Genomic DNA, 23,629 nt, shown 5'->3' with positions numbered 1-23,629 from the left:
ATATCTCCCTAGAAGATGTGTTTGATGCCAAGCATCGCCCCGAGCTGATTGCCACCAGGCGCGGGGTTGGACCCAACCTGCCCTGCACTGACCGATTGTGCGAGAGTTCCGCCGTTATCGATAAAGCCAGCGGTCGCGTACAGGGACGTGCGCTTGGAAAATGCATAAGTGCCGCGTGCCGCGTACAACCAAGCCTTGTTCGCGCTATTGTGATAACGAAGGTTGAATACTTCGGCATCCACGCTGAATGCCGCTGTCACGGGATATGAGACTCCTGCGAAATACATGTCGCTACGCGGCGTAGGACTTCCCTTGTTGTCACGCCGCAGCCAGCCAAGTCCGATCTTCGCCTTTTCGACCATGAAATACCCGTTCAGCAAGAGCCGGTCATCCGTCAATCCGCTACTTGTAAGGCCGCCAAACGCGCCGGGGCCACCGCGCAGCGAGTCGTAGGCGGCCGCAATTTGCCACTTTTGGGTGCTATACATCAACAGCGCCGACCACTCTCTGCACGCACGCCTGTCTGCAGGATTCTCTCCGGCGCAGTTTGACCCGGCGGGGCTGGGGCCAGCATTGACGGTGTCACGCCCGAAGCTGTATGTCGCCCCAAGCGTCAAGCCCCCGACCGTTCCCTTGTACGAGACGGAATTGTCTGTCCGCGCATTGGCCAGGTAAGGATCGAGCGAGCCAGAACCATATACGTTAGGTCCGAGCATGTCGGGCTCGGCCATCCCCCAAAAGAGCATGGTGTATTGGCGTCCCAGTCCAATTTGCCCCCACTTCCCCGAGAGCCCCACTGATGCCTGGCGACCGAAGAGCCTGCCGCCCTGGTTATTCACTCCGCTATCTGGCGCGAATCCGGACTCAAGCCAAAAGAATGCCTTCGTGCCATTGCCCAGATCCTCAGTTCCGCGCAGACCCCAACGAGAGGGAACTGTGCCAGTGAGATTGGGTATGCGAAACAAACTGTCTTTTGCAGCCCCAACGTTGGAGACATACTCAATACCTGTATCCACCACGCCATATAAAGTCACTGCCGATTGCGCTGAAGCCGCCATCGGTGCGGCAAAGGTTACAGCCGCAATCGCCTCCCTGAATTTCATCTTCTCCTCCGTAATTAAAGGTATTTTTTTTGTATGTATCTCGGGCAATGTCCTTTTCGCTGGTTGTGTGAGGCCCTGCCTCCATCAGACTGATGGAAGCGAGCCTCAATATGCGAAAGGGAAAAATAACCGCGGTGATGGGACCTTGAACAAGGGCCCCAGCTCAGAATCAGGCTACGGAATTTCGTATGCTTGACGAACTCAGCGTTGTCGTAGCGCTCTTTGGGAGAAAGAAGATGATAAGGGCACCAATCGCGAGCGACACTCCCATGGCGTACAGCCCGAACTCAAGGTGCCCAGTCGCTTGTTTTACGAGTCCCATCATGTATGGCGCGAGATAGCCGCCTAGATTTCCGATTGTCGCCATCAGCGCGATGCCTGCCGCGGCAGCTGCGCCGGTGAGAATAGCGCCCGGTAGCGCCCACATGACGGCGATGCCCGCGAGGGCGCCAGCAGCTGCAAGGGAAAGGCCGAGAATGGCAAACATGGGGCTTGCAGCATTAGCGCCCGTGATCACCATGCCCAAGGCCGCGGTCAAGGTGCACCAGATCATGTGCCAGCGTCGCTCGCCCGTTTTATCCGAGTGTTGGCCGACCAGAACCATGGCAACGGACGCAATGCCAAACGGCAGTGCCGTCAAGAGGCCATTGGAGATCATATTGGTCACCCCCATGTCCTTGACAATCTGCGGCATCCAGAAAGACACACCATAGATGCTGGACAGAAGTGCGAAGTTGGCAAGCGACAACCGCCATACGTTAGCGCTGCGGATCGCATCCAAGAACCTGTGACCGTGTCCGGCGCTGCGTTGCATCGCCGCTTCTTTTTCGAGAGCGGTTGCAACCAGATCGCGCTGCTCTGCAGACAACCATTGCGCCTGTCGAGGTCCGTTGTCGAGATAGAAATAGGTGACGATGCCTGCCAGTATGGCAGGGGCGCCCTCGAGCACAAACATCCATTGCCAGCCCGAGTGTCCCCACACCCCGTGCATGGAGTGCATAATCCAACCAGACAACGGGCCGCCTATCAGACCGGACAAGGGAACGCCAAGGAAGAAGATGCTGCAAACCTGTGAGCGCAGACGCTGAGGATACCAGTACGTCAGGTAGAGGATGACGCCGGGGTAGAAGCCTGCTTCAGCGATACCCAGAAGGAAACGCAGGATGAGAAATGACGTGGGGGACGTCACCAGGCACATAGCCGTTGAAATGATGCCCCATACGACGAGAATCCGCGCTATCCAGAATTTCGCGCCAAATCGCTGCAGCATTAGATTGCTAGGGATTTCGAAAAATGCATAGCCGATGAAAAATATTCCAGCGCCTAATCCAAAGGCAGCGTCACTCAGACCTATTTCTGCACCCATCTGCAGCTTTGCGAAGCCAACATTGACTCGGTCCAGGAATGAGATAATGTACAGCAGCAGAAGGAACGGTAGCAGTCTGCGCGAGATCTGGTTGTAGGTTTTGTGCTCAAAGTCGTTGGAAAACGACGAGCGAGTTAGTAGTTTCATGTTGCCTCCTCCGAACTGTTTCGGACTATTCCGGGATCTGTGTTGTCTTGGCCGGGCTTTCTGCCGCTAGAAGCTCACCGCTTGCGCGCCTTTAAGTTTCAAAATTTCACGGGCCTCCGCCGGGCTCGCAATCTCCAGCGACAGAGATTCCAAAAGTGTGCGAATTCGAATGACCTGGTCTGCATTGCTTTCCGCCAGCTTGCCCGGCCCATCCCATAACGAATCCTCGAGCCCCACGCGTACGTTGCCTCCCATCGATGCAGCCATTGTTGCAAGTGGGATCTGACTTCGTCCCGCTCCCAAGATGGACCACACGTAGTCATCGCCGAACAGTCGATCCGCTGTTCGCTTCATATGCATGACATCATCAGGATGAGCACCGATACCGCCGCGGATACCGAAGACCGTCTGGATAAAGATCGGGCCCTTCAACAGCCCGCGGTCAACAAAGTGGGCCGCAGTGTACAGGTGGCCGACGTCGTAACATTCGATCTCGAATCGCGTCCCTAGCGCTGCGCACGACTCCAGTACGTATGCGATATCGCGGAACGTATTCTTGAAAATTAGGTCGTCGCTGTTTGCGAGATACGGCCGCTCCCAGTCATGCCGGAATTCCTTGAATCGGCCGAGCATCTCGAACAGTCCGAAGTTCATTGAACCCATATTTAGCGATGCCAGTTCCGGCGCAAATCGCAGGGCTGGTGCCAGCCGGTCTTCCAGGCTCATGACCGGCGATCCGCCAGTGGTGAGGTTAATTACGATGTCGGATTCAGCCTTAATAAGGGGCAGAAACTCCGCATAGAGGTCGGGTGCCTGGCTTGGCCGCCCGTCCACAGGATTGCGGGCATGCAAGTGAACGATTGCAGCCCCTGCCTCTGCTGCCCCAATCGCAGCCTTGGCAATCTCGTCCGGAGTTACCGGCAAATAGGGAGACATAGACGGGGTATGAATGGCGCCCGTGATTGCACAAGTGATGATTACCTTACCCATGACAGCTTCCTTAGGCGAGCGACTTCCCCACGGTTCTTCAGCCGTGATGGGATATTTGCTCAGAGTTTTGAGGATCCGGTTCGCTATGCCGCTTTCGCTGCGCTATGACCCTTGTAGCCGATCGCCTCGGAAACGACCCGTGCCGCCTCTAATACTCCCGAGAGTTGGCGCTCGGAAGGCTCGGGTGCGATCGCTTGCACCAGGTCTACGATGGCGATTGCACCGATCAGAACACCGGACGCATCGAGGATGGGTGCCGCCAGCGTATTCAGCCCGATAGCAGCCTGGTTGGGCGCCACGGCCCAACCTCGCGCGCGGATGGTGGCAAGTTCCTTCTGAAGCTCTTGCGGATTGACGATCGTATGCTGTGTGTGCGGCTCGAGCATGCCCGAGAGCACACGTTCCTGTACCTCGTTGGATGCATAGGCAAGCGTCACTTTGCCTTGTGCAGACCAGTGGAACCCGAGGACAGAGCCCGGTTTGACGATGATTTCGACCGGCGAGGTTCCGGTCATAACGGAGATGACATGCGCACCGTCCGGGCCGGCAAGCGACAACACGACCGAGTGGCTCAGCTTGTCGCGCAGTACCCGCATAGGACCCGACGCCATACGTGTCAGGTCAAAGTTTTCGCTGACTGCGTGACCGAGGGCAATTAGCCGCGTGCCTGCTCGATAGCGTTCGGATTCGCCATCCTGAACAATGTAACCTAGTTGGACCAGCGTTCGCAGATGTCGAAATATCCGATTCTTGTTCGTTCCGAAGTGCTTGGCCAAGTCCGTTATCCGAACGGCTTCCTTGTTTGCAGCCAAGTATTCCAATATTTGCAGGGCGAACAAAACGGCCTGCACGCCCCCTGCGCTCGTTTGATTATCTTTCATCCGTCACTCTCTATGGCTAGCTGCCGCCGGCTTTTCGTGCTGGACCGGGCGGTTCAGTTCGCACGTGCCCAAGCATCTCCTTGCGGAATTTTAGCCGTGCAGCGCAGACGGTCATCCGCCGAGGGCGCCAATACCCGCGCTGCCCCTGAAGCTTCCCTCACTTGCTTTCCCCAATCCTCTAGGTAAGCGGCTCGGGCAGCATCATCCACGCGGGGCGAAGCGTAGGCTACAAAGCTCTGCGCAACGGTCAGTCCCAAATACTCAAGCATGCACCGCCGGTGTGGGTGCAAAAGCATCTCGATGTCGCCATACGCGCCATCGGGCGAAAACCGATCACGAGTACCGCCAGTGCTGATTGCCTCGATACCGACCCGCCCCTTGAAAAATCCTCGGTCGAATCGCTGGCCATCGGCGTATGCGAACCCATACGCCAGTACGCGATCGAACCATCCCTTTAGAATTGCCGGCATCCCGCCCCACCAAAAGGGGTAGACGAAGACAAACAGGCTGGTGTCGGCAACGCGCCGCTGCTCGCGTGTGATATCGTCTGCAAACGCCCCTTCCTTCGACGCATGGAGCTGTTCGGCTTGGTAGTGAAATCGCTCCGGATCGCATACGGAATGAAAATCGTGCCGGCCCGCTACAGGGTTGAACGCTTCGGCATATAGATCTGAAACTTCGACGTCAAAGCCCTCAGACTCCAGGCAACGGACAGCCGTGTCCTTAAGCGCTGCGGTAAACGACGTAGCTTCCGGATGTGCAAATACGATCAAGGCCTTCATACGTTGTACTCATCCAGTCCGATCAGGGCCGCTGCGTTTTGGGAAACCATCTTGCGCACTTGAGCTTCGCTATAACCAAGATCCAAACAGATCTCGATCACGCTACGGAAGCCATCCACCAATCGCGGGTTACCGACCTGACCCAGGTCAGATCCTAGGATTGTCTGTTCCACGGTGCCAGCTTCAATCAGGGACTTCAGCGTCTCCGGCTCATAGAAACGGAACTTTGAATTCTCTGCAAACATGCACATCGAATGCTCGATGTACACACCCATCTGTGCCAGCGTAGTGAGATCTTCGACCGTAGCGTCAATGACGTATGTCGGGTGGTTGCAAAGTAGCCGCTTTACGCCCCGGCGCTTCGCCTCCTCGAAGAGAGGCCAGATCTCTGTGATGTGCAGGTGGCCTGACGAGAGCACCACATCGTGTTCGGCGACCATGTCCAGGATCGGCAACACTTCGGGTAGCAATGCACCCTTGTCGTCGACAACGGTCAGGGCCTTTGGCGCAAGCATCTTCTTCTTTGCGCGCGGAAACTGGAAATCATCCCCCTCCTTCTTGTGGTGTGCGATGTGGTTCGCCGATGTGAAAGTTGGCATCCAAACGAGGCGTGCACCAAGCGCGATACCATGTTCGACTGCGTAGACGTTAAGACCACCGGTCTGATTATTGAGCGGCACACCAGAGAGCAGCTTCACCTTCAAGTGGTGGCCGAAGTGCTTGTTCAAGAGACTAGTGACCGGCGTGGCAGAATAGTAGTGGTCCTTTATTAGCAGCGCACGGACGCCTGCTTCGGATGCCTCCTGCATGGCTTCGTAGTGGTCGAAATACCGCGGCATCACCGACGGGCCGCTATGGCAATGAAGATCAATCGCACCGTGCATCAGTCGGTCGACAATTCCAGGATCCGCAGTACGCCAATTGGTCGTTTGCATCGAGACAGACATTCCAGATTACTCCTTCAGCGTGCTTAAAGTTGATCAGGGGTGGCGAGTCGCTTGAACTGTTCGGCGGCCGATACGGCGGCGCCCCGTAAGAAGGCCTGGTCTGACCCGAAAATGAAAACTGTGAATCCCATGCTGTGGAACTCATCTACCTCGGATAGCGATGAGACGAAAATACCAGCCGCTCGACCGTGATTCGCACAGGCATCAGCCACCTTGCGAACCCCGGCGACAACGGCGTCGTCAGTTACGCGATGCTTGCCCATCGAAACTGCCAGATCGCCGCGTCCAACAAATAAGCAATCGACATCGCTGATCGATGCGATTTCGTCGATCCTGTCTATCGCGACGCTGTCTTCAATCTGGCATAGCACCACGGATGATGCGTCGGCCGCGTCAATGTGCTCGGCCATAGTGAGCCGTCCATATCCACCCGCGCGCGGCGAGTTAGAGAACCCGCGGGTTCCATCCTTGTAACGAGCCGACCGCACAACGCGCATAACATCAGCAACGCTAGTGGCGTGTGGAACGAGGACACCGGTAAGGCCGACATCGAGCGCGTTTAAAACTGAACTCTCCGAAGCCTCTGGCACGCGCACCAGCGCAGGAAATTCTCGAGCCGCCAGCGCCATGACGTCCAAGTGCGCTCGGTCAAACGGAGCATGCTCTGCATCTAGTACGGCAAAGTCGAGTCCGGTGTTTGCCAATACCTCCAACGTCTGGAACGCCGGCGTCTTAACGAACGTGCCGAGCAGAGGCGCCCGGCCGCGCATGCGCTGTTTGAAGTTGATCAAGGTAGTCACTGTTCGACCACCTTGTCTACTGTGTCCGACGGGCCCGTAACCGCGAATTCCGCCGCCTGGTATTCGACCAGATGTGCGTAGTCTTCGCGAATGGGCGAGAACACGTCCAGGTTAAGAACCACTTCATCGCCGACCGGCACGGCGTAGTGAACGGTATGGGGTGGCACACGAAGCATCGAACCTGGCGTCATCTCGAACACATCGTCACCAACGTGATAGTTCATTCGACCCTGAACGCAGATCGCGATCTGTTCGAAGGGGTGGCTATGCGGCCTGACGTCCATGCCAGGCGTCGCCCAGTTCATGACCATGACGACGTTCTCGCCGCGGAACCCGACCCGTTCCACACCCTTGCGCACCACTTCGCGATCAAGCGTATTCCAGTTGTACATCGTCGTTTTTGTGGATGCTGCCATACTTGCCTCCTGCGGTTTTCGGTGTTATGCTGTACATAACGGGATGTCATTCTGCATAACTGCATGATAGAGGCTTTGACGGGCAGCGCCAGTAGGGGTTAGCCCTATGGAAGTCATTGCGCAACGGCAAGTTGCAGGAAGTCGTAAAAAGGGCTGGAATTAGGCCCTCGGCGTCAGCGGAGAGTCGACATGCGATGCACGATCGTTCTCAAATTCGATGATGGCGATGCCATCCCGGTCAAAGGCGCCGAGCTGATGCGGCTTCACCGCACCGACTGCGCGGCCTCGGGCGACTGTCAGCTTGTCCCTCGCGGAAAGCCAATCATTAATTAATTGCGTCCAGCAGGAATTTGCCGTGAAGCAGAGCGATCGTAAGATCGCTACTGCGCGTCGCAGCGAGCTTGTAAGGCCTGCGGCGCGCTCCGTCGTGTGCACGACGGGCATTCCTCCGAACTGAAGATCACGTCGGGAAAGGTCTTCTACTGCCGCGAGCGATGGAAAGCATGCAAGTGTGGTGGGGGAGTGTTACTAACCCGTACACTAAATAGTGCGTCAATCAGGCTGCGTAGCAAACACGCTTTTCCTGAAACAGGTTACGGATGACATGAGGCTGCTGTTGAAGATCGCGGTTCGTGCGAGCACATTCATGAGACTGTCGCTTTTTTCGGATCATCAATCCTGCGACTGTGGCTTTTCAGTGCGAGACGACTTTCCGGTGGGGCATTGCGTACGCTCTTCGAAGCAGCTGATTGAAATTGCCAAGCGTAGAGATGTCCCAGTGCAAGGTCGTTTCGAGCTTACCCGGATGTTGCTCGCACGTTGAAAAGGTCGGATCCAGCCCCTCGAGTTTCCAGAAGGGCGAACAGACATCGGCGCGGTTCAGGATCAAACAGAGATAGCAACATCGTAAGCGACGTCGTTCATAGATCCAACCGATCGGAGTCTGCATGGCCCGCAGGCGATCCACGCTTACGTGGGTTAGTTGTGAGAGACGTTCCAAGGTCTCGAGCGGTACTGGCGGAAACAGTAGCCATTTCCCATCTGTCAGAGTTGGCATCGGACCGAGATCGGCGTGCGTCCAAAGCTGCTCGACCGTCATGGAGTACTTGCCAGCGAGGCGTCCAAGCCAGCCTCCAAATGCCTAGCCATCAAAGGGACGAGGGGCAATTGGCCACGGCCTCGGCCGGTTAGAGCAGGCAGCACCGGGCGTGTTCAATGTGGGAGACATCAATCATTTCCCTTCCATCGCGAATCGCAAGCTCGGTGGCAGCATTCAAAAGCCACGAGACCTCACCGGTCAAACCTCCGCTCGCCGCCAGAACCGCCGTGACAATTTCTCGCCTTGACAGGTTTGACGGCCGCCGCAAAGGAAGAATGCGCTCGAATGCCGCCGTCAGGCCACGGAAGGCTTCCGACTCCTGCCATCGAGGCATCTCGAAACGGGCAAAGCGACTGCTCATTTGCGAATCGGTTTGCAGTGGTAACCGTCCGACGGACAGCGTTCTTGACGACGGGGTTGCTTTCAGGCGGCGGTCGAGCGGATCTGCTCAGCCATGGCCCATGGCAGCAGTTCGCTGACGCGATTGACGGGGTGGTCGGCGATGCGCGCAATGACGTGGCGCAGGTAGGCCTCGGGGTCGAGGCCGTTCAACTTGGCTGAGGCCACCAGCGAATAGATAGCGGCACCGCGTTCGCCGCCACTGTCAGAGCCGAAGTGCAGGAAGTTCTTTCGACCGAGGGCAACGGCCCGCAGCGCACGCTCCGCTGCGTTGTTATCGATCTCAACGCGACCGTCACTGGCATACAGGGTCAATGCCGACCACTGATTCAATGCATAGCCAATAGCCTTCGCGGTATCGCTTTTGGGCGACACCTTGCTGAGCGTCGAACGTAACCAGATCTCGAAGGCCTCCAGCAATGGACGCGCCCGCTCCTGTCGGACGCGCCTTCGCTCGTCGGGAGGCTTCCCGCGGATATCAGCCTCAATAGCGTAAAGTTCGCCGATCCGGCGCAGCGCCTCAGTGTTGACGTCGTTCCTGCGTGCCAAGTACAGATCGTGGAACTTTCGTCTCGCGTGAGCGACACATCCGGCCTCTTGCACCTCGCCGTCTCTGTAAATCGAGTTGTAGCCTGCGAATGCGTCAGCTTGCAGGATCCCCCTGAAGCCTTTCAGAGGGCCGGCCGGGATTCGCAAAAAATCCGCCACATCTCTGGCAACTCTTTGATTTATCGAGGGAATCTAGCCTTCCCGGCACCCCGGATAACCTCGTGGCTGCGCCCCGGCTAGAATGAGCTCAAATTGCGATGAGTGCCTCAAACGGCACACATCGGCAAAGATGAGGCTGAAGTTGGGAGCGCTTGGCCCGTCGATCTGTCATCAAATGCAGGCAAATTCCACATCCTGGCACGCACGCTGTCGAAGGGCTCCGATACCGGACCAAGGGAAGTAACGGATTTGGAAAACAGGGGGTGAACGTTGGCAGCTCCAAATGGCGACAACACAATCCGCAACGATGACGAGGTCCGGTACATGGGGCGCATCAAGCTGGACGTTGTGCGGCGCTAAGGATGCCCCAAATCCACGATACCGCCTATCCGACGCTGCCGGCTGAGTTTACCGCCGCCGAACTCGACGCTGCGTTCACGCCGACACCGACCGAGATCCGTTTCGCGCGCAGCCAGTCCCGTCGCACCTCTACGACTGTGCTGATTCTCGTGCAGCTCAAACTGCTGCAGCGCCTTGGCTACTTCCCCATGCTGGTTGACGTGCCACCTATCGTGATCGATCACGTGCGCGCAGCACTGCGAGCCTCTGCCCTGCCCCGCGCAACGATCAAGCGCTACGATGCCTCTGGCACCCGCTCCCGCCATCAGAAGTTGCTACGCGGGTATCTCCACATTCGGCCGGTCGACGCCAACACGCTGAAATGGCTAGAGGCGCTCGCAACCGATGCGGCCCACACCAAGGTCGAATTGCCCGACATCATCAACGTGCTGATCGAAGAGCTGATCCGGCTACGGTGCGAACTGCCCCCATTAGCCAGTCTTCACCGAATGGCCACCCAAGCCCGCAGCCGGTGCAATGAAGCCATCTATCGTGCCATCGCTGATGCGCTCGATGGCTCGCAGATCGCTCGGATTGAGGCGTTGTTTGACGGTCAGGCCGATCAATCCGGTTGGGACCAGCTCAAACGTGAGCCCAAGCGCCCCGCCGCACGCGAAATCGCAAGCTTCCTCAAACACATCCAGGCCCTGCGAACCTTGGCCGACGGTCTGCCGCAGGCGCCAGCGTTGCTTTCCGTGTCCAAACGCGCGCAACTGGTGACGGAGGCCCGGGCGCTTGACATTGCTGAACTCAGGTCGCTCAAGCCAGCCAAGCGATTCACTTTAGCAGTGCTCTTCATTCACGCGCAGTTACAGAAGGCGCTCGACGATGTGGCCGAAATCTTCATCAAGGTCATGCGCAAGCTCGAGGGCCTCGCCAGGACCCGACTGCAGCAATATCAGCTCGCGCATGCCGACTCCTTGGAAGACCTGGTCAGCCAGTTCCGTGATGTGCTGCAGGTTCTCGAGGATGACGGTATTGCCGATATCTTCCGGCTGGATAAGGTGCGTGAGGTCCTCGGTAACGATGCAGCAGGTGCGCTTGCCCGCTGCAATGAGCATATCGCGTACGCTGGCAACTTCGATCTTCCATTCATGCTCGCGCCGTACCGCCAGCAGCGCTCCCTGCTCTTTCAGTGCCTTGAGGTCTTGCCGCTCAGATCCAGTTCGCAGGACAAGACGGTCCTGGTGGCACTGGCCTGGATACAGGGCTTCCGGGCCTCGCACCGCGAATATCTACAGCTCACTGACGACGACCTGCTGAACCTTCCGCTCGACTGGCTCCCGGCCAAGTGGGAAAAAGCCATCTTTCCGGACGGCCGGAGTTCTCGTCTGCTCCATCGCAGGTACTTTGAGCTATGCGTGTTCGATCAGGTCATGCGTGAGCTGAACTCGGGTGACCTTTACGTGGAGGGCAGCGACCGCTTTGACGACTTCCGCCTCCATCAGGTATCGGAGGAGGTGTTCGAGCGGGAGTTACCGCATTACTGTGACATCGTTGGCCTGCCAACGGATGGCAAGAGCTTCGTTAAAACATTGTCCGACAAACTGAGCACGGCCCTCGACGAGGTGGATGCCAACTTCCCCGAGAACGACGGCATTGAGTTTGGAGAACAGGGGCTGATCATCCACCGGCCCGGCAAGGCGCCTGACCCGCCCAACATGATGCTGATCGACCAGGCCATCACCGCATCGATGCCGCAGATCAGCATCCTTGACGTGCTGACCGAAACGGAGCAATGGCTAAATCTGCATAGGTTGTTCGGTCCATTGTCCGGCTTCGATGCCAAGCTCGATGACCCTCGCAAGCGAGTTATCTGCACGCTGTTCTGCTACGGCTGCAATCTGGGGCCGAGCCAGACGGCACGATCCGTCAAGGGGCTGAGCCGCAAGCAAATTGCCTGGCTGAACCTGCGTCACGTCACGGAGGAACGGCTCGACAAGGCCATCGTGAAGGTCATCAACGCATACAATCAATTCGCGCTACCGAAGTACTGGGGTAGTGGCAAACGCGCGTCCGCGGATGGAACGAAGTGGACTCTGTATGAGCAGAATCTGCTGTCGGAGTACCACATCCGTTATGGCGGGTATGGCGGGATCGGCTACTACCATGTCTCCGACATGTACATCGCGCTCTTCAGCAACTTCATTCCGTGCGGCGTGCATGAGGCGGTGTACATCTTGGACGGCCTCATCAAAAATGGCTCTGAGATCCAACCGGATACCATTCACGGTGACACTCAGGCGCAGAGTGGGCCGGTGTTTGGTCTGTCCTACCTGCTGGGCATCAACCTGATGCCGCGCATGCGCAATATCAAGGACTTGGTGCTATACAAGGCGGACCGGCGCCGGCGATACGACCATATCGAGCGCCTGTGCCGTCAGTCCATCGACTGGGACCTGATCCAACGACACTACTCTGACATGATGCGCGTTGCCGTCTCGATCAAGGCCGGCAAAATGACACCGTCGACGATCCTGCGCCGGCTGGGTTCGGAGAGCACGAAGAACAAGCTTTACTTCGCGTTCCGTGAACTCGGCCGCGTTATCCGCACGCTGTTCTTGCTGAAGTACCTGAACGACCCGGAGCTCCGTCGCACCATTCACGCCGCGACCAACAAGAGCGAGCAGTTCAATGACTTCGCGCAGTGGTTGATGTTTGGCGGCGACGGGATCATTGCCGAAAATCTGCGGCACGAGCAGCGCAAGGTGATCAAGTACAACCAGCTGGTTGCCAACATGGTCATCCTCCACAACGTTCAGTGGATGTCGCGCAAGCTCAAGGATTTGCAGGAGCGCGGGCACCCGGTGAATGCCGAAGTCCTCAAGGCGTTGTCACCTTACCGACGCGAGCACATCAACCGGTTCGGCGATTACCTGCTCGACCTGCAGCGGCGCGTGCCGCCGCTCGACCCATCGATCGATTTCATATTCAAATCAGCGGCTTAGCGAAGATGTGGCGGATTTTTTGCGAATCCCGGCCGCCCCTCGTGATGCGCAGATCGAGGACCGGCGGGCGGTAGACGAGCGGTGCATGAGGCGGTGGTGGCAACTCGACCTCGATTGTGTCACCTGGGCGGACCTCGCCGCCGCGGATCACGATGCTCATGACCCCTGCCTTCCTCACCAGCCCACTGGGTTCAGCTTCCACCACGTGCTGGAGCAACCCCGGCTTGAACTGCTCAATTTGCACACATGGATTGCGTAGGCCCGTCAGTTCAATCACAGCGTCATTGCCCAGATGCAGGCGGGTTCCGGTCGGGAGGCCCAACAAGTCGAGATGTCGTGTAGCGATATTCTCGCCGAGGTCGCCCGGCCGGACCAAATGCCCTTTCAGGTCCAACTCGTCGAACAGTTCCGTCTGGATCAGATGAACCTGCCGGAGATTGGGCTGCTGGCCAAAGCGCTTAACGTGGTACGCATGCTGATCGGTCGTGCCCGCATGGGCGTCGCCCTCGACGCCAAAGTTCTCGATGAGCCGGATGGCCTGCTTCGGGGTCTTACTGAATGTGTGGTGCTTGCTGATCTGCACTCCAACGACTATGGGCTTAACGTTTGTTTCTGACATGGAATAGTCCTGTTTCTGCACGCCCGACGGGAGCTTCCGCTGGCGTTATAACCGGGACGGACGCTGCTGCGCTCGACCGCGGCCGGTATTAACCGCATATGTGGGCACGGGCATCAGAATGTCGCATCCCAGCACTCGGCGTCAGCTTGACCCAGAACGGATGCTCGGTGCTCCGGCGGATCGCCGAGACCACCTCGCAGATAGTCTCGAGCAGGACATATTTGGCTTCGATCGCGACCGCTTCCGGAAGTCACATTTCATCGTCTGCACGCCGAATTCATCCGCGGTCTCGGCTGAGGTTGCACGTCCGGGGATTGCCTTGCTCAGTCCGGCGTCATTCCAGTTCGATACCCTTGAGTTCAGGCACCAGGAATACGGTGGCGATCATTTCAATGACGTAGAGGCCGGCGAGCAGCGCGATCGCGATTTGAAACGAGTAGGCAGCCGCTATGGCGCCTACGACGATGGGACCGAGCCCGCCCACCGCACGCCCAATGTTAAAGAGCACATTCTGCGCGGTAGCGCGGGCAGCCGTCGGATAGGCTTCCGAGATCAGCGCACCATAGCCGCCGAGCATGCCGTTGACGAACATGCCCATCACAGCGCCTGCCCACAGCATCGTCATGGGGTCGGACAGCCTGGCATAGAGGAGCACCATCACCACGGATCCGCCCTGGAAGATCAGGAACGTCGGTTTGCGGCCGATGCGATCTGCCAGTTGGCCGAAGGCAAAGATGCCGATCATCATGCCGACGATGGTCACCGAGGTCCACATTGCCGACTTGGTCAGCGAAAAGTCCAGGACTTTGGATAGGTAGGTGGGCAGCCAGATCATGATGCCGTAGTAGCCGAAGTTCTGGACTGAAGCGAGAATTACGATGCCAAGGCTGGTACGCACGGTCCTGCCGTCGGCCACTAGCAGCCGAAAGGCGTTGGGCTTGTTCCCTGCGCGCGCGCTGCGCACAAATACTTCGGGCTCGTGAAGGCGGTTTCGGATGAACCATGCAACCAGGGCCGGAATCACACCGACCACAAACATACCGCGCCAGCCCACCACGGGCAGCAGCACTGGCGTCAGTAAGGCGGCCATCAGCACGCCCGTCTGCCAGCCCAGGGCAACATAGGATGAAACGCGTGCGCGCTTGGCGGCTGGCCACGCTTCGGCCGCCAGGGCCATGCCGATGCCGAACTCCCCGCCCAGGCCGATGCCCGCGATGGTGCGATAAATTAGCAGGTCCCAGAACCCCTGAGCGAACGCACACATTCCGGTAAACACGGCGAACAGAACTATGGTCCAGGTCAGCACCCGTACTCGCCCATAGCGGTCACTCAGGGCTCCGAAGACGATGCCGCCGGCCACTGCCCCAATCAAGGTCCACGTCACCAGCGCACCCGACTGGCTGGAGTTCAGTGCCAGGGCCGCACTGATTACCGGCAGCATGAAGCCCAGGATTAGCAGGTCGAATCCGTCCATGGCATAGCCAATGGCGGATCCCGCCAAGGCCTTCCAAGCATAGGGGGGAGTAAGTGGTGACTCGACGTCCTGCGCCGGTTGGGTGAGTGGCTGACTTCTCATGCTGTCTCCATTTTTAGACTGAAAAAGCGCAAAAACACAGCAGCGCTGGCCGTCGAGCCGGGTCAGTGATCCTGCAGGCCAGCGCCGCCGCAAATCTCTTTTTTTAGACTATGCGGGACGCATCACAAAAGCAAGCTGTTTGTATTTTTTCGGGGTTTACGCCTAGCGCTTCAGTACAAATACAGCCCTCTCATGGCTGTGGCATGCTATAGTGACAAAATCTAATTAATGAGACATCTATGCCACGTTGCGCGACGGCACCCGGGGAGATCGACTTCGAAGCGATCGGTGCCCGGCTTCGGGCCTATCGCTTGGGCGCTCAACTGCGTGCCGAACAGATTGCCGACGTTCTCGGCATTTCGCGCGCTGCCGTCTATCGAATGGAGAAGGGCGAGATCGTCAAGATCGAAACGCTAGATCGCTTGGCCGCCATTCTGGGGACTTCGCTGGAGTCGTTGCTCGGAGCGGGAACTGAATACTATCCGTCGGCCATTGCCTACATCGAGCGAATGCGTCAGCTTGAGCAAGGCGCGACGCGCATCCTGGCCCACTTCGAACCGATTTCATTCCTGCTCACCTCACCAAACTATGAGAGGTATCTCGAGCAGATGCTACAGGAAGGTGGAGACAACGATGAGAGCCGTATCCAGGCCGTCATGGAGTTGCTGCGCGAGCGGAAAACGTCCTATGCTTCTCAGCCAACACCGATTGTCAGTCTTATTGGTTTGCGGGAACTCGAACGGTTCGTGCACTTTGGATTGATTGGCCGAATGGATTTGCCCCCGGCGACAAGGATGGAACGCTCGCTCGCTGCCCGAGCCGAAGTGGAGCGCATTGCCGGGCTACTCGAGCAGCAACCGGCCGGTATGCAAATCGGCATCGTGAACGAGAGCATGCCAAACGCCACGTTCCAGATCTTCGAGCGTCCGACAGGCTCCTATGTCGCGGTCAGCCCGTTTCGATTCGGGGAGTTTCCCAATATATCCGGAGGCATTGCGTCTGTAACCGCCGCGCCTGAGGCTGTCTCGCTGTACACCAGCATGGTCGATGCACTATGGCAGCGGTCCTTTAAGGGAATCGATGGCGCCAGGCTTTTGCGGCGCATGCTGCAACAGGTTTGATTTGATCGTTTGAAATAGAGAGACATATGGACTTCAAGACCGTCACCGCCGAGTTTGCACAGAGTGCCCCCGGAACGGACGCCTTCCTAAAGGTAAAGCAACAGTCGCTAGAGCTGATGAAAAGCGATATCGGCAATGCTGCTGCCTATTTCCTAATCTACGGTTTCGCACGTTCCTACGTAATCTTGCATGACGACGAAGGTATCACGACCGAAGTCGCGAACGCAGCCCAGATCCAGTTGCTCGGCTATATGAAGACAATTGAGCCGGCGCTAGGAAATACTCAGGCCCTTCTGGATGCGATGAACCGGATTGTGCTCGACTACGACGAACGGCGCCAGTTCTTTTAACAGAGCAGTCTAAGACCTTGAAGCTTGCGTGGCAAAATCCAACTGATGCCTCCCCAATATTTCTTCGATCCGGCCAAGATAGCTGAGTTTTGATGAGGGTGTAGAAGCAACGTAGTGAGTCCGGGTCTAGTAAAACAGAAACGTCTGCGTGAGGTGTGAGGCGCTCCCCATGATATTCAGCCTGCCCGGTCGAACGTGAGGGAGGTGGCCAAGCAATTACTAGATCCTAAGATCCGAGGTCATTGAAATTGATGGGGCCAAGACAGCCCAGGCAGCATTGAAGGTCAGTTGCAGCGCAGCATGGCTGCCGAACGATCGCCCATCACGGACTGGCAGCTTCGGCCGTTGCTGGAGCACTACAGGCCGAAAGGCCCGTCGGGCTAGTGTCTCGCACGCGTAGGCGCCCCGCGACAAATGCCTGTTCGGCTGAACGGGAGGCCGCGGCTCAGGCCTTTTTCCGAGAACGTTCTTTGGATTTCGGATCTACGCTGCATGCAAGAAGCTGCACGAATGCCACGGGCTGAACCTGTCAAAGGGTACGATCCGCAGGCTGATGGCTGTGGTGTGCGACGCAGCGTCTGCACGCTGCTCGCATACGTTGACGATATGACCAGCCTGATCATGGAGCTACGCTTCACGCATTCAGAACCTTGTGTTCATGTACTTCGACGCGATGCCACCTATTTGAAGCGGCATGACAATTCGGATGTCGCTCTACAGCGACAAGGCTAGTGTTGTCAGAGTCAACATGCCGAGCTTGACTGCGGCCACCTAGCATTGCCTTCGTCGATATTTCATCTCTCAACACCTGCTCGAGCTACCCATCGTAGCTTGGGCAGGTAAGCAGGAATGAGACGGCCTCCAAAGAGCCAGGATGCGTGTCGCAATTTTTTTCAGTCGAACGCGAGATCCCGAGTGCGCCTCTCAATCTGCTCGTAAGCGCGAAATTGACCCCACCTAGTATTTGCGGCTGAGAGTGGGCAGGCTTGCGTCCGCAACACTATTTGCGGACGCAATCATGATGGAAGCCGAGTTTGACGTTCTGCCGCTGAGGGTGATCCGTGTTCGCTCCAACGGGAAGCGAGACTTTGACCGGACGGACAAGCGCCGACTAGTCGAGGCATGTCTGCGGCCTGGGGTATCGGTATCCGGGATGGCCCTCAAGCTCGGTATCAATACGAACCAGTTGCGCAAGTGGATTCGGCTGCACCAGGTGGCAAATGAAGCCGCCGCGGCCACAGGGTCTACGATGCCGGCGTTCGTGCCGGTCGTCGAGGTGAACGACGTGATGCGCGTCACGGAATCGCCGGTGGTGCGGGGACGTCCGCCGGCCGAGGCGCCAGCTCGCACGCAGCCACCGCAGCGCTTATCTCTGACACCAGCGTTACTGAAGGCGCGGCTACCCAACGGCGTGACGGTCGAACTTGAATGCGGCGGGCAGGACGTTGCGCTGGTGAAGGCGATGATCGAAGCGTTGGGAGCGCGTTGATGTTCCGATTCGGCTCCGACGTACAGGTCTACCTTCACCGCAATGCGGTGGATTTCCGCCTCGGGATCAATGGGTTGGTTGCGCTGGTCGAGCAGTCGATGCAGCTTGATCCCTTTGCCCGCGCCGTCTATGCCTTCCATAACCGTCGGCGCAACCGCGTCAAGCTGTTGCTGTGGGACCGCAACGGGTTCTGGTTGCTGCTCAAGCGCCTGGAAGAAGACCGCTTCGCGTGGCCACGGCGTCAGCAGATGGTGGTCGAGCTGACAACCGAGCAGTTGCACTGGCTGCTGGACGGTATCGATGTGGACGCAGTGAAGCGCCATCCGTCACGCCAATATCAGCATACGGCTTGATGGCCGTGCGGGGTGACGTATACCTATCTGCGCAGTAGCTGCACTATCGTGTTCAGCATGACTGAACACGACTTCTCGCGATTGCCGCCGGCCGCCCAGGCCTATATCCGCGAACTCGAAGCGCGGGCTGCCACCAACGCCCAGCACATCGCCGAGCTGACGGAGCGCATCAAGCTCCTCGAAGAGCAGTTCCGCCTCGCACAGTCCAAACGCTTCGCACCGAGCAGCGAGAAGCTCAAGGACCGCGTGTTCGATGAAGCTGAGCAGATGGCTGCCACGGCCCTGTCTGACGACGAGGATGACGCGTTCGCGCTTCCGGACACGGGGTTGCCGGAACCTGATAGGCCTGCAGGCGGCAAACGCGGACGCAAGCCGCTGCCGGCGGAGTTACCGCGCCAGCGCATCGAGTACGACCTGACTGAAGACCAGAAGATCTGCCCATGCTGTCAGGGCTCGATGCACCGCATGGGCGAGGAGGTCAGCGAACAGTTGCACATCGAAGCAAAGGTCTCGGTACTGCAGCACGTACGCTTCAAATACGCGTGTCGGCACTGCGATCGCAATGCCGAGCGCACGCCGGTGTTGACCGCGCCGATGCCAGCCCAACCACTGCCCGGCAGCAACGCAAGCCCGGCAATGCTGGCGACGGTGACTATCGGCAAGTACGTTGACGGCACGCCGCTGTACCGCATGGAGGATGCGCTGGGGCGCGCTGGGATTGGGGTTGGCCGTGGCACGCTGGCGAACTGGATCATTCGCCCTGCACAATTGCACTACAGCCGTCTGTACGAGGCGCTACGCCGCACGCTGCTGTCGCAGCCGCTGATCCATGCCGATGAGACGACGGTGCAAGTGCTCAAGGAAGAAGGCAAGACCGCTCAGAGCAAATCGTATATGTGGGTCTACCGCAGCGCGGAGGACTGCGAGCATCCGGTGGTGCTATTCGACTACCAGCCGGGGCGCGGACAGGAGTATCCGCAGGCGTTCCTCGCCGGCTACGAGGGCATGCTGATGACCGATGGCTACAGTGCCTGGCGCAACCTCGAAGGCGTCACGCACTTCGGCTGCCTGGCGCACTCAAGGAGGATGTTCGTTGATGCGCAAAAAGGTCAAAAGAAGCCCAGCGCCCGAGTGGGAAAGGCCCTCGAGTACTTCAAGGCCCTGTATCAGGTCGAGGCGCTCGCCAAGGAAGATCTGCCCGATGGCGAAACGCGCGCCAACTACACGTATCGGCTGCGCCAGCAGCACAGCGTACCGTTGCTGAAAGCCTTCAAGGCGTGGCTGGATGAACAGGCGCCACAGGTGCTGCCGGAAAGCCTCCTGGGCAAGGCCATCGCCTACACGCGCAACCAGTGGGAATACCTGAGTCGATATGCTATCGATGGACGGGCGCCGGTGGATAACAACGCGGTGGAGCGTGACATTCGGCCATTCTGCACAGGTCGAAAGGCATGGCTCTTCGCGGACACGGTGGCTGGCGCGAAGGCAAGCGCCATGATCTATAGCCTGATGCTTACGTGCCGCGCCAGTGACGTCGAGCCATACGCCTATCTGCTCCACGTGCTCACAGAGCTGCCAAAGCGAAAGCCAGACGCTGACATTAGCGACCTGTTGCCGTTCAACTTCGCCCCGCCGCATCCTGCCTGAACAAGTTCATCGCACGCAAGGTGTGCAGAAACTAGCGCTTACATCTGCTCAGCCCATATAGCTGCTGCGCAGCCAACGCGGCAAGGCGGTTGGCACGAAGCCCCCAATCGCCTCGAAGTCAATCCCTCCCGATGCAACGTCGTCTCATTAATTGGATTTTCCAAAGTGTAGCATGCGACCGAGCTGCATCATGCTTGCGCATGCCCCGCCTCGGCGTAAACCCCGACATTGCCGTAAATCGCTTGCAATCGGCATTGTTCCGGCATAGTCTAAAAAATAAGATCTTCCACTGCATCAGCACTTCATCCTCATCAGGATCCCAAGCGCACCGCAATGCAGTGGTTTTTCAGGCTCTTACAGTCTAAAAATGGAGACAGCATGCGAAGCCAGCCCCTCACTCAGTCAGTTTCAGAGGCCGAGGTCCCCACTTCCCCGTACGCATGGAAGGCCTTGGCCGGATCGGCCATTGGCTACGCCATGGACGGCTTTGATCTTCTGATCCTGGGCTTCATGCTGCCGGCCATCGGCGCAGCGCTCGCGCTCAGCACCAGCCAGTCAGGAGCACTGGTCACTTGGACGCTGATCGGTGCCGTGGCGGGCGGAATCATCTTCGGCGCGCTCAGCGACCGCTATGGACGCGTTCGCGTGCTGACCTGGACCATTGTCCTGTTCGCCGTGTTCACCGGCATGTGCGCGTTTGCACAAGGGTTCTGGGATCTGCTGGTCTATCGCACTATCGCCGGCATTGGCCTTGGCGGCGAGTTCGGCATCGGCATGGCCCTCGCAGCCGAAGCGTGGCCGGCCAGCAAGCGCGCCCGCGTCTCATCCTATGTCGCGCTGGGCTGGCAATCCGGCGTGCTAATGGCTGCGTTGCTGACGCCATTGCTGCTGCCCCTTGTCGGCTGGCGCGGCATGTTCGTGATTGGTGTCGTCCCAGCACTGGTTGCATGGTTCATCCGTAATCGCCTGCACGAGCCTGAAGTGTTTGTCCGGAGTACCCGCAGGGAGAAAAAGCCCAATGCATTCAAGTTGCTGGTTGCTGACGGTAAGACCACGCGAATCAGTCTTGGCATCGTCGTTCTTTGTTCGGTTCAGAACTTCGGGTATTACGGCATCATGATCTGGCTGCCCACCTATCTATCCAAGACACTGGGCTTCTCGCTGACCAAATCGGCCATGTGGACCTCCGTCACGATCGTCGGAATGATGATTGGCGTCATCATCTTCGGCCAGCTCGCAGACCGCATCGGCCGCAAGCCGACGTTCCTGATCTTCCAGGCAGGCGCAGTGGCGATGGTGCTGTTTTACGCCCAGTTGTCGGATCCCATGACAATGCTGTGGGCTGGCGCGGTGATGGGAATGTTCGTCAACGGCATGATCGGTGGATACGGTGCACTGATCTCCGAGGCCTACCCCACCGCGGCACGCGCTACCGCACAAAACGTCCTGTTCAACATCGGACGCGCAGTCGGCGGGCTGGGACCAATTGTCGTAGGCGCCATTGCGGCAACCTACTCCTTTCAACTCGCGATCGCATTGCTTGCCAGCATTTACGTTCTGGACATGATCGCCACCATCTTCCTCATCCCTGAACTCAAGGGCGTCGAGCTCGAATAACGCCGGAACCTACCGGACATTCCTTAGGCTGCGCCGTGCGGCGCAGCGCATTTCTCAGGAGTTACCACCATGTGTGCCACCGTGTGTAGCGCGGATTCCGCGGCTACCGTAGCCTCCTATCGCTGTCGAATTGTTGAGCACTACTGGGTCAACCAGCGATACAAGTACATCAGGCTCGAATCCGATGCCCCGATTGCCGACATTACGCGCCCCGGGCAGTTCTACCAGCTCAATTGTCCAACGACTGCCGAGGAGCAACCGTTTCTGCTACGGCCGATGAGCGTCTACGGCGCCGGCCCGGAATCCGGGCGAATCGAGTTCCTATACAACGTCACTGGCGTTGGCACGAGGGCGATGGCCACTCTTCCCACCGATGGTTACATGGACATTGTTGGGCCGCTCGGCAACACCTTTACGTTCGAGCCATCCTTCCGAAGGATTCTCGTCGTGGCCCGTGGCGTAGGTCTGGCCACGATGGCTCCGCTGATCCATCAGGCTGCCGAAGCTGGCGTGGGCATCACCGCGGTGATGTCTGCACGCACCTCGGGCGACCTGATGGAGAAGGAGTTCTTGCGCGGCGCCACAGCAGAGGTGCATAGCGTCTTGGACACCGACGGCACGTCATCGGTGGAGTCCGTGGAGGCCCTGATTCGCCGCCTCATCGCCGAGCAGTCCCCCGACGCCATTTATACCTGCGGGTCGCACCGCCTGCTAATGCTGCTCCAGCGCGTGCTGCAAGACCACCCCGAGGTGCAAGGCGAGGTCGCAATGGAGCAGCGCATGGCCTGCGGTATGGGTGTGTGCCTGTCGTGCGTACGCCTGTTCGATTGCGAGGGTGGCAAGCAGTTCCTCCGCGTGTGTCGCGAAGGCCCGGTATTCAAGATTCGCGAAGTGGTTGGGGAGGTGGAGTTTGGCTAATTTGACTGTCCGGGTTGGCGACCTGACGCTGCGCAACCCCGTAATGCCCGCATCCGGCTGTTTTGCGATCGAGTATCGCGAAGCCATGAACCTGAACAAGCTTGGCGCCCTGGTCATCAAAAGCGTTTCGCCAAAATCGCGTGCCGGCAACCCCACGCCGCGCGTGGCGGAAACCTATACCGGGATGCTCAATTCGATTGGTATTCCGAGCAAGGGGCTGGACTACTACAAGAACGAAGTACTTCCGCCTTACACGCAGTACAACACTCCCGTTATCGTGTCGATCTCTGCTGACACTGCGGAAGAGTTTGGCGCGGCATGCGAAGAGATGTCACTGCCAGAGGTCGCGGCAATAGAGGCGAACATCTCATGCCCCAATCTGGAGGCGGACGGCATGGCCTTCGCCATGTTGCCGGAAACGACCTACAAGGCCGTGTCCGCAATCCGCCGTCGTACCAAGCATCCATTCTGGGTAAAGCTCACACCTAACGCCGGCAACATCGCCGCGGTGGCCAGGGCCGCCGAGGAAGCCGGTGCCGATGCGATTGTCATGGGTAACACGGTGCTGGGCATGGCGATCGATATCCGTACCCGCAAGCCCAAGCTTGGGAACGTCATGGGCGGTGTCTCGGGACCGGCCATCAAGCCGATTGCGCTACGCATGGTGCACCAATGCTACCGCGCCGTACGCATCCCGATCATCGGTTGCGGTGGCATTCAAAACGCTGAAGACGCCATTGAGTTCATGTTGGCCGGCGCCTCTGCCATTCAGGTCGGCACCGCCTCATTCCGCGATCCGGCGGCGATGCAGAAGATCATCGATGGGCTTTACGCCTTCTGCACGCAAACCGGCGTTGAATCCATTCGCGACCTCACTGGTCAGGTAATTCTGGATCGCCAGCTTAGCGACCGCTGGCTTCGCTTCGCCCAGCAATCCGGTTGAGCAACGAGATA

20 protein-coding genes and 2 pseudogenes are annotated in these 23,629 nt (G+C 58.3%); 10 read left to right on the top strand and 12 right to left on the bottom strand.

Annotated features, from left to right (window positions below; genetic code table 11):
• Positions 1-8 precede the first annotated feature (8 nt).
• The 8 genes from ACIGJB_RS30025 to ACIGJB_RS29990 all read right to left on the bottom strand — a co-directional run bounded on the left by ACIGJB_RS30025 (position 9) and on the right by ACIGJB_RS29990 (position 7,432).
• The gene (locus ACIGJB_RS30025) at positions 9-1,103 is read right to left on the bottom strand and encodes a porin (protein ID WP_483735058.1); all 1,095 of its coding nucleotides are present in this window, start codon (positions 1,101-1,103) and stop codon (positions 9-11) included.
• A gap of 169 nt (positions 1,104-1,272) precedes the next feature.
• Positions 1,273-2,616, bottom strand: a complete 1,344-nt coding sequence (locus ACIGJB_RS30020; RefSeq protein ID WP_483735057.1) for an MFS transporter — start codon at positions 2,614-2,616, stop codon at positions 1,273-1,275.
• A gap of 66 nt (positions 2,617-2,682) precedes the next feature.
• On the bottom strand, positions 2,683-3,606 hold the full coding sequence (gene kce / locus ACIGJB_RS30015) for a 3,5-dioxohexanoate:acetyl-CoA acetone transferase (protein WP_483735056.1): 924 nt from the start codon (positions 3,604-3,606) through the stop codon (positions 2,683-2,685).
• 83 nt (positions 3,607-3,689) lie between these two features.
• The gene (locus ACIGJB_RS30010) at positions 3,690-4,487 is read right to left on the bottom strand and encodes an IclR family transcriptional regulator (protein WP_483735055.1); all 798 of its coding nucleotides are present in this window, start codon (positions 4,485-4,487) and stop codon (positions 3,690-3,692) included.
• Positions 4,488-4,540: 53 nt separating this feature from the next.
• Complete coding sequence (locus ACIGJB_RS30005) at positions 4,541-5,269, bottom strand: NAD(P)H-dependent oxidoreductase (RefSeq protein ID WP_483735054.1); 729 nt, start codon at positions 5,267-5,269, stop codon at positions 4,541-4,543.
• The gene (locus ACIGJB_RS30000; RefSeq protein WP_483735053.1) at positions 5,266-6,216 is read right to left on the bottom strand and encodes a DUF6282 family protein; all 951 of its coding nucleotides are present in this window, start codon (positions 6,214-6,216) and stop codon (positions 5,266-5,268) included. Before ACIGJB_RS30000 ends, ACIGJB_RS30005 begins: the two co-directional genes overlap by 4 nt.
• Positions 6,217-6,239: 23 nt before the next feature.
• Positions 6,240-7,007: an HpcH/HpaI aldolase family protein gene (locus tag ACIGJB_RS29995; RefSeq protein ID WP_483735052.1), complete on the bottom strand. Its 768-nt coding sequence runs from the start codon at positions 7,005-7,007 to the stop codon at positions 6,240-6,242.
• Between the two features lie 5 nt (positions 7,008-7,012).
• Positions 7,013-7,432: a cupin domain-containing protein gene (locus tag ACIGJB_RS29990; protein ID WP_483735051.1), complete on the bottom strand. Its 420-nt coding sequence runs from the start codon at positions 7,430-7,432 to the stop codon at positions 7,013-7,015.
• A gap of 189 nt (positions 7,433-7,621) precedes the next feature.
• Here ACIGJB_RS29990 and ACIGJB_RS29985 point away from each other — a divergent pair.
• A pseudogene (locus tag ACIGJB_RS29985) lies at positions 7,622-7,948 on the top strand (ISKra4-like element ISBusp5 family transposase); the annotation flags it as partial.
• A gap of 671 nt (positions 7,949-8,619) precedes the next feature.
• On the opposite strand, the gene ACIGJB_RS29980 reads toward ACIGJB_RS29985, so the two are convergent.
• Together ACIGJB_RS29980 and tnpC (ACIGJB_RS29975) are read right to left on the bottom strand one after the other, a co-directional pair.
• Positions 8,620-8,892: a hypothetical protein gene (locus ACIGJB_RS29980; RefSeq protein ID WP_483735050.1), complete on the bottom strand. Its 273-nt coding sequence runs from the start codon at positions 8,890-8,892 to the stop codon at positions 8,620-8,622.
• A gap of 62 nt (positions 8,893-8,954) precedes the next feature.
• Positions 8,955-9,617, bottom strand: a pseudogene (tnpC, locus tag ACIGJB_RS29975) (IS66 family transposase); the annotation flags it as partial.
• Between the two features lie 383 nt (positions 9,618-10,000).
• Here tnpC (ACIGJB_RS29975) and ACIGJB_RS29970 point away from each other — a divergent pair.
• The gene (locus tag ACIGJB_RS29970) at positions 10,001-12,985 is read left to right on the top strand and encodes a Tn3 family transposase (protein ID WP_483735049.1); all 2,985 of its coding nucleotides are present in this window, start codon (positions 10,001-10,003) and stop codon (positions 12,983-12,985) included.
• Here the strand turns inward: ACIGJB_RS29970 and ACIGJB_RS29965 are convergent.
• Together ACIGJB_RS29965 and ACIGJB_RS29960 are read right to left on the bottom strand one after the other, a co-directional pair.
• Complete coding sequence (locus ACIGJB_RS29965) at positions 12,969-13,604, bottom strand: MOSC domain-containing protein (protein ID WP_483735048.1); 636 nt, start codon at positions 13,602-13,604, stop codon at positions 12,969-12,971. The two genes, ACIGJB_RS29970 and ACIGJB_RS29965, sit on opposite strands and share 17 nt — an antisense overlap.
• Before the next feature lie 334 nt (positions 13,605-13,938).
• Positions 13,939-15,180 carry an MFS transporter gene (locus tag ACIGJB_RS29960; RefSeq protein WP_483735047.1) on the bottom strand — a complete coding sequence of 414 codons (1,242 nt, stop codon included), beginning with the start codon at positions 15,178-15,180 and terminating at the stop codon, positions 13,939-13,941.
• A 239-nt stretch (positions 15,181-15,419) separates the two neighbouring features.
• Here ACIGJB_RS29960 and ACIGJB_RS29955 point away from each other — a divergent pair, with 239 nt between their 5' ends.
• The 8 genes from ACIGJB_RS29955 (at position 15,420) to ACIGJB_RS29920 (ending at position 23,618) form a co-directional block, all read left to right on the top strand.
• Positions 15,420-16,301 (top strand): helix-turn-helix domain-containing protein, encoded by an 882-nt coding sequence (locus ACIGJB_RS29955; RefSeq protein WP_483735046.1) that lies wholly within the window; start codon positions 15,420-15,422, stop codon positions 16,299-16,301.
• A gap of 26 nt (positions 16,302-16,327) precedes the next feature.
• Positions 16,328-16,651, top strand: coding sequence for a hypothetical protein (locus ACIGJB_RS29950; RefSeq protein ID WP_483735045.1), 324 nt, complete (start codon positions 16,328-16,330; stop codon positions 16,649-16,651).
• 1,018 nt (positions 16,652-17,669) lie between these two features.
• Positions 17,670-18,140, top strand: a complete 471-nt coding sequence (tnpA, locus tag ACIGJB_RS29945; RefSeq protein ID WP_483730842.1) for an IS66-like element accessory protein TnpA — start codon at positions 17,670-17,672, stop codon at positions 18,138-18,140.
• The gene (gene tnpB, locus ACIGJB_RS29940; RefSeq protein ID WP_158577782.1) at positions 18,140-18,493 is read left to right on the top strand and encodes an IS66 family insertion sequence element accessory protein TnpB; all 354 of its coding nucleotides are present in this window, start codon (positions 18,140-18,142) and stop codon (positions 18,491-18,493) included. The genes tnpA and tnpB overlap by 1 nt, the downstream gene beginning before the upstream one ends.
• Positions 18,494-18,550: 57 nt before the next feature.
• Positions 18,551-20,140 carry an IS66 family transposase gene (gene tnpC, locus ACIGJB_RS29935; protein ID WP_483730843.1) on the top strand — a complete coding sequence of 530 codons (1,590 nt, stop codon included), beginning with the start codon at positions 18,551-18,553 and terminating at the stop codon, positions 20,138-20,140.
• A gap of 378 nt (positions 20,141-20,518) precedes the next feature.
• Positions 20,519-21,757, top strand: coding sequence for an MFS transporter (locus ACIGJB_RS29930; RefSeq protein WP_483735044.1), 1,239 nt, complete (start codon positions 20,519-20,521; stop codon positions 21,755-21,757).
• 69 nt (positions 21,758-21,826) lie between these two features.
• Complete coding sequence (locus ACIGJB_RS29925) at positions 21,827-22,675, top strand: dihydroorotate dehydrogenase electron transfer subunit (protein ID WP_483735043.1); 849 nt, start codon at positions 21,827-21,829, stop codon at positions 22,673-22,675.
• On the top strand, positions 22,668-23,618 hold the full coding sequence (locus tag ACIGJB_RS29920; RefSeq protein ID WP_483735042.1) for a dihydroorotate dehydrogenase: 951 nt from the start codon (positions 22,668-22,670) through the stop codon (positions 23,616-23,618). The genes ACIGJB_RS29925 and ACIGJB_RS29920 overlap by 8 nt, the downstream gene beginning before the upstream one ends.
• Positions 23,619-23,629 lie beyond the last annotated feature (11 nt).

It is taken from the genome of Cupriavidus sp. C2SS-8b (assembly GCF_057073745.1).
This window is presented reverse-complemented; position numbering and strand designations above follow the sequence as displayed.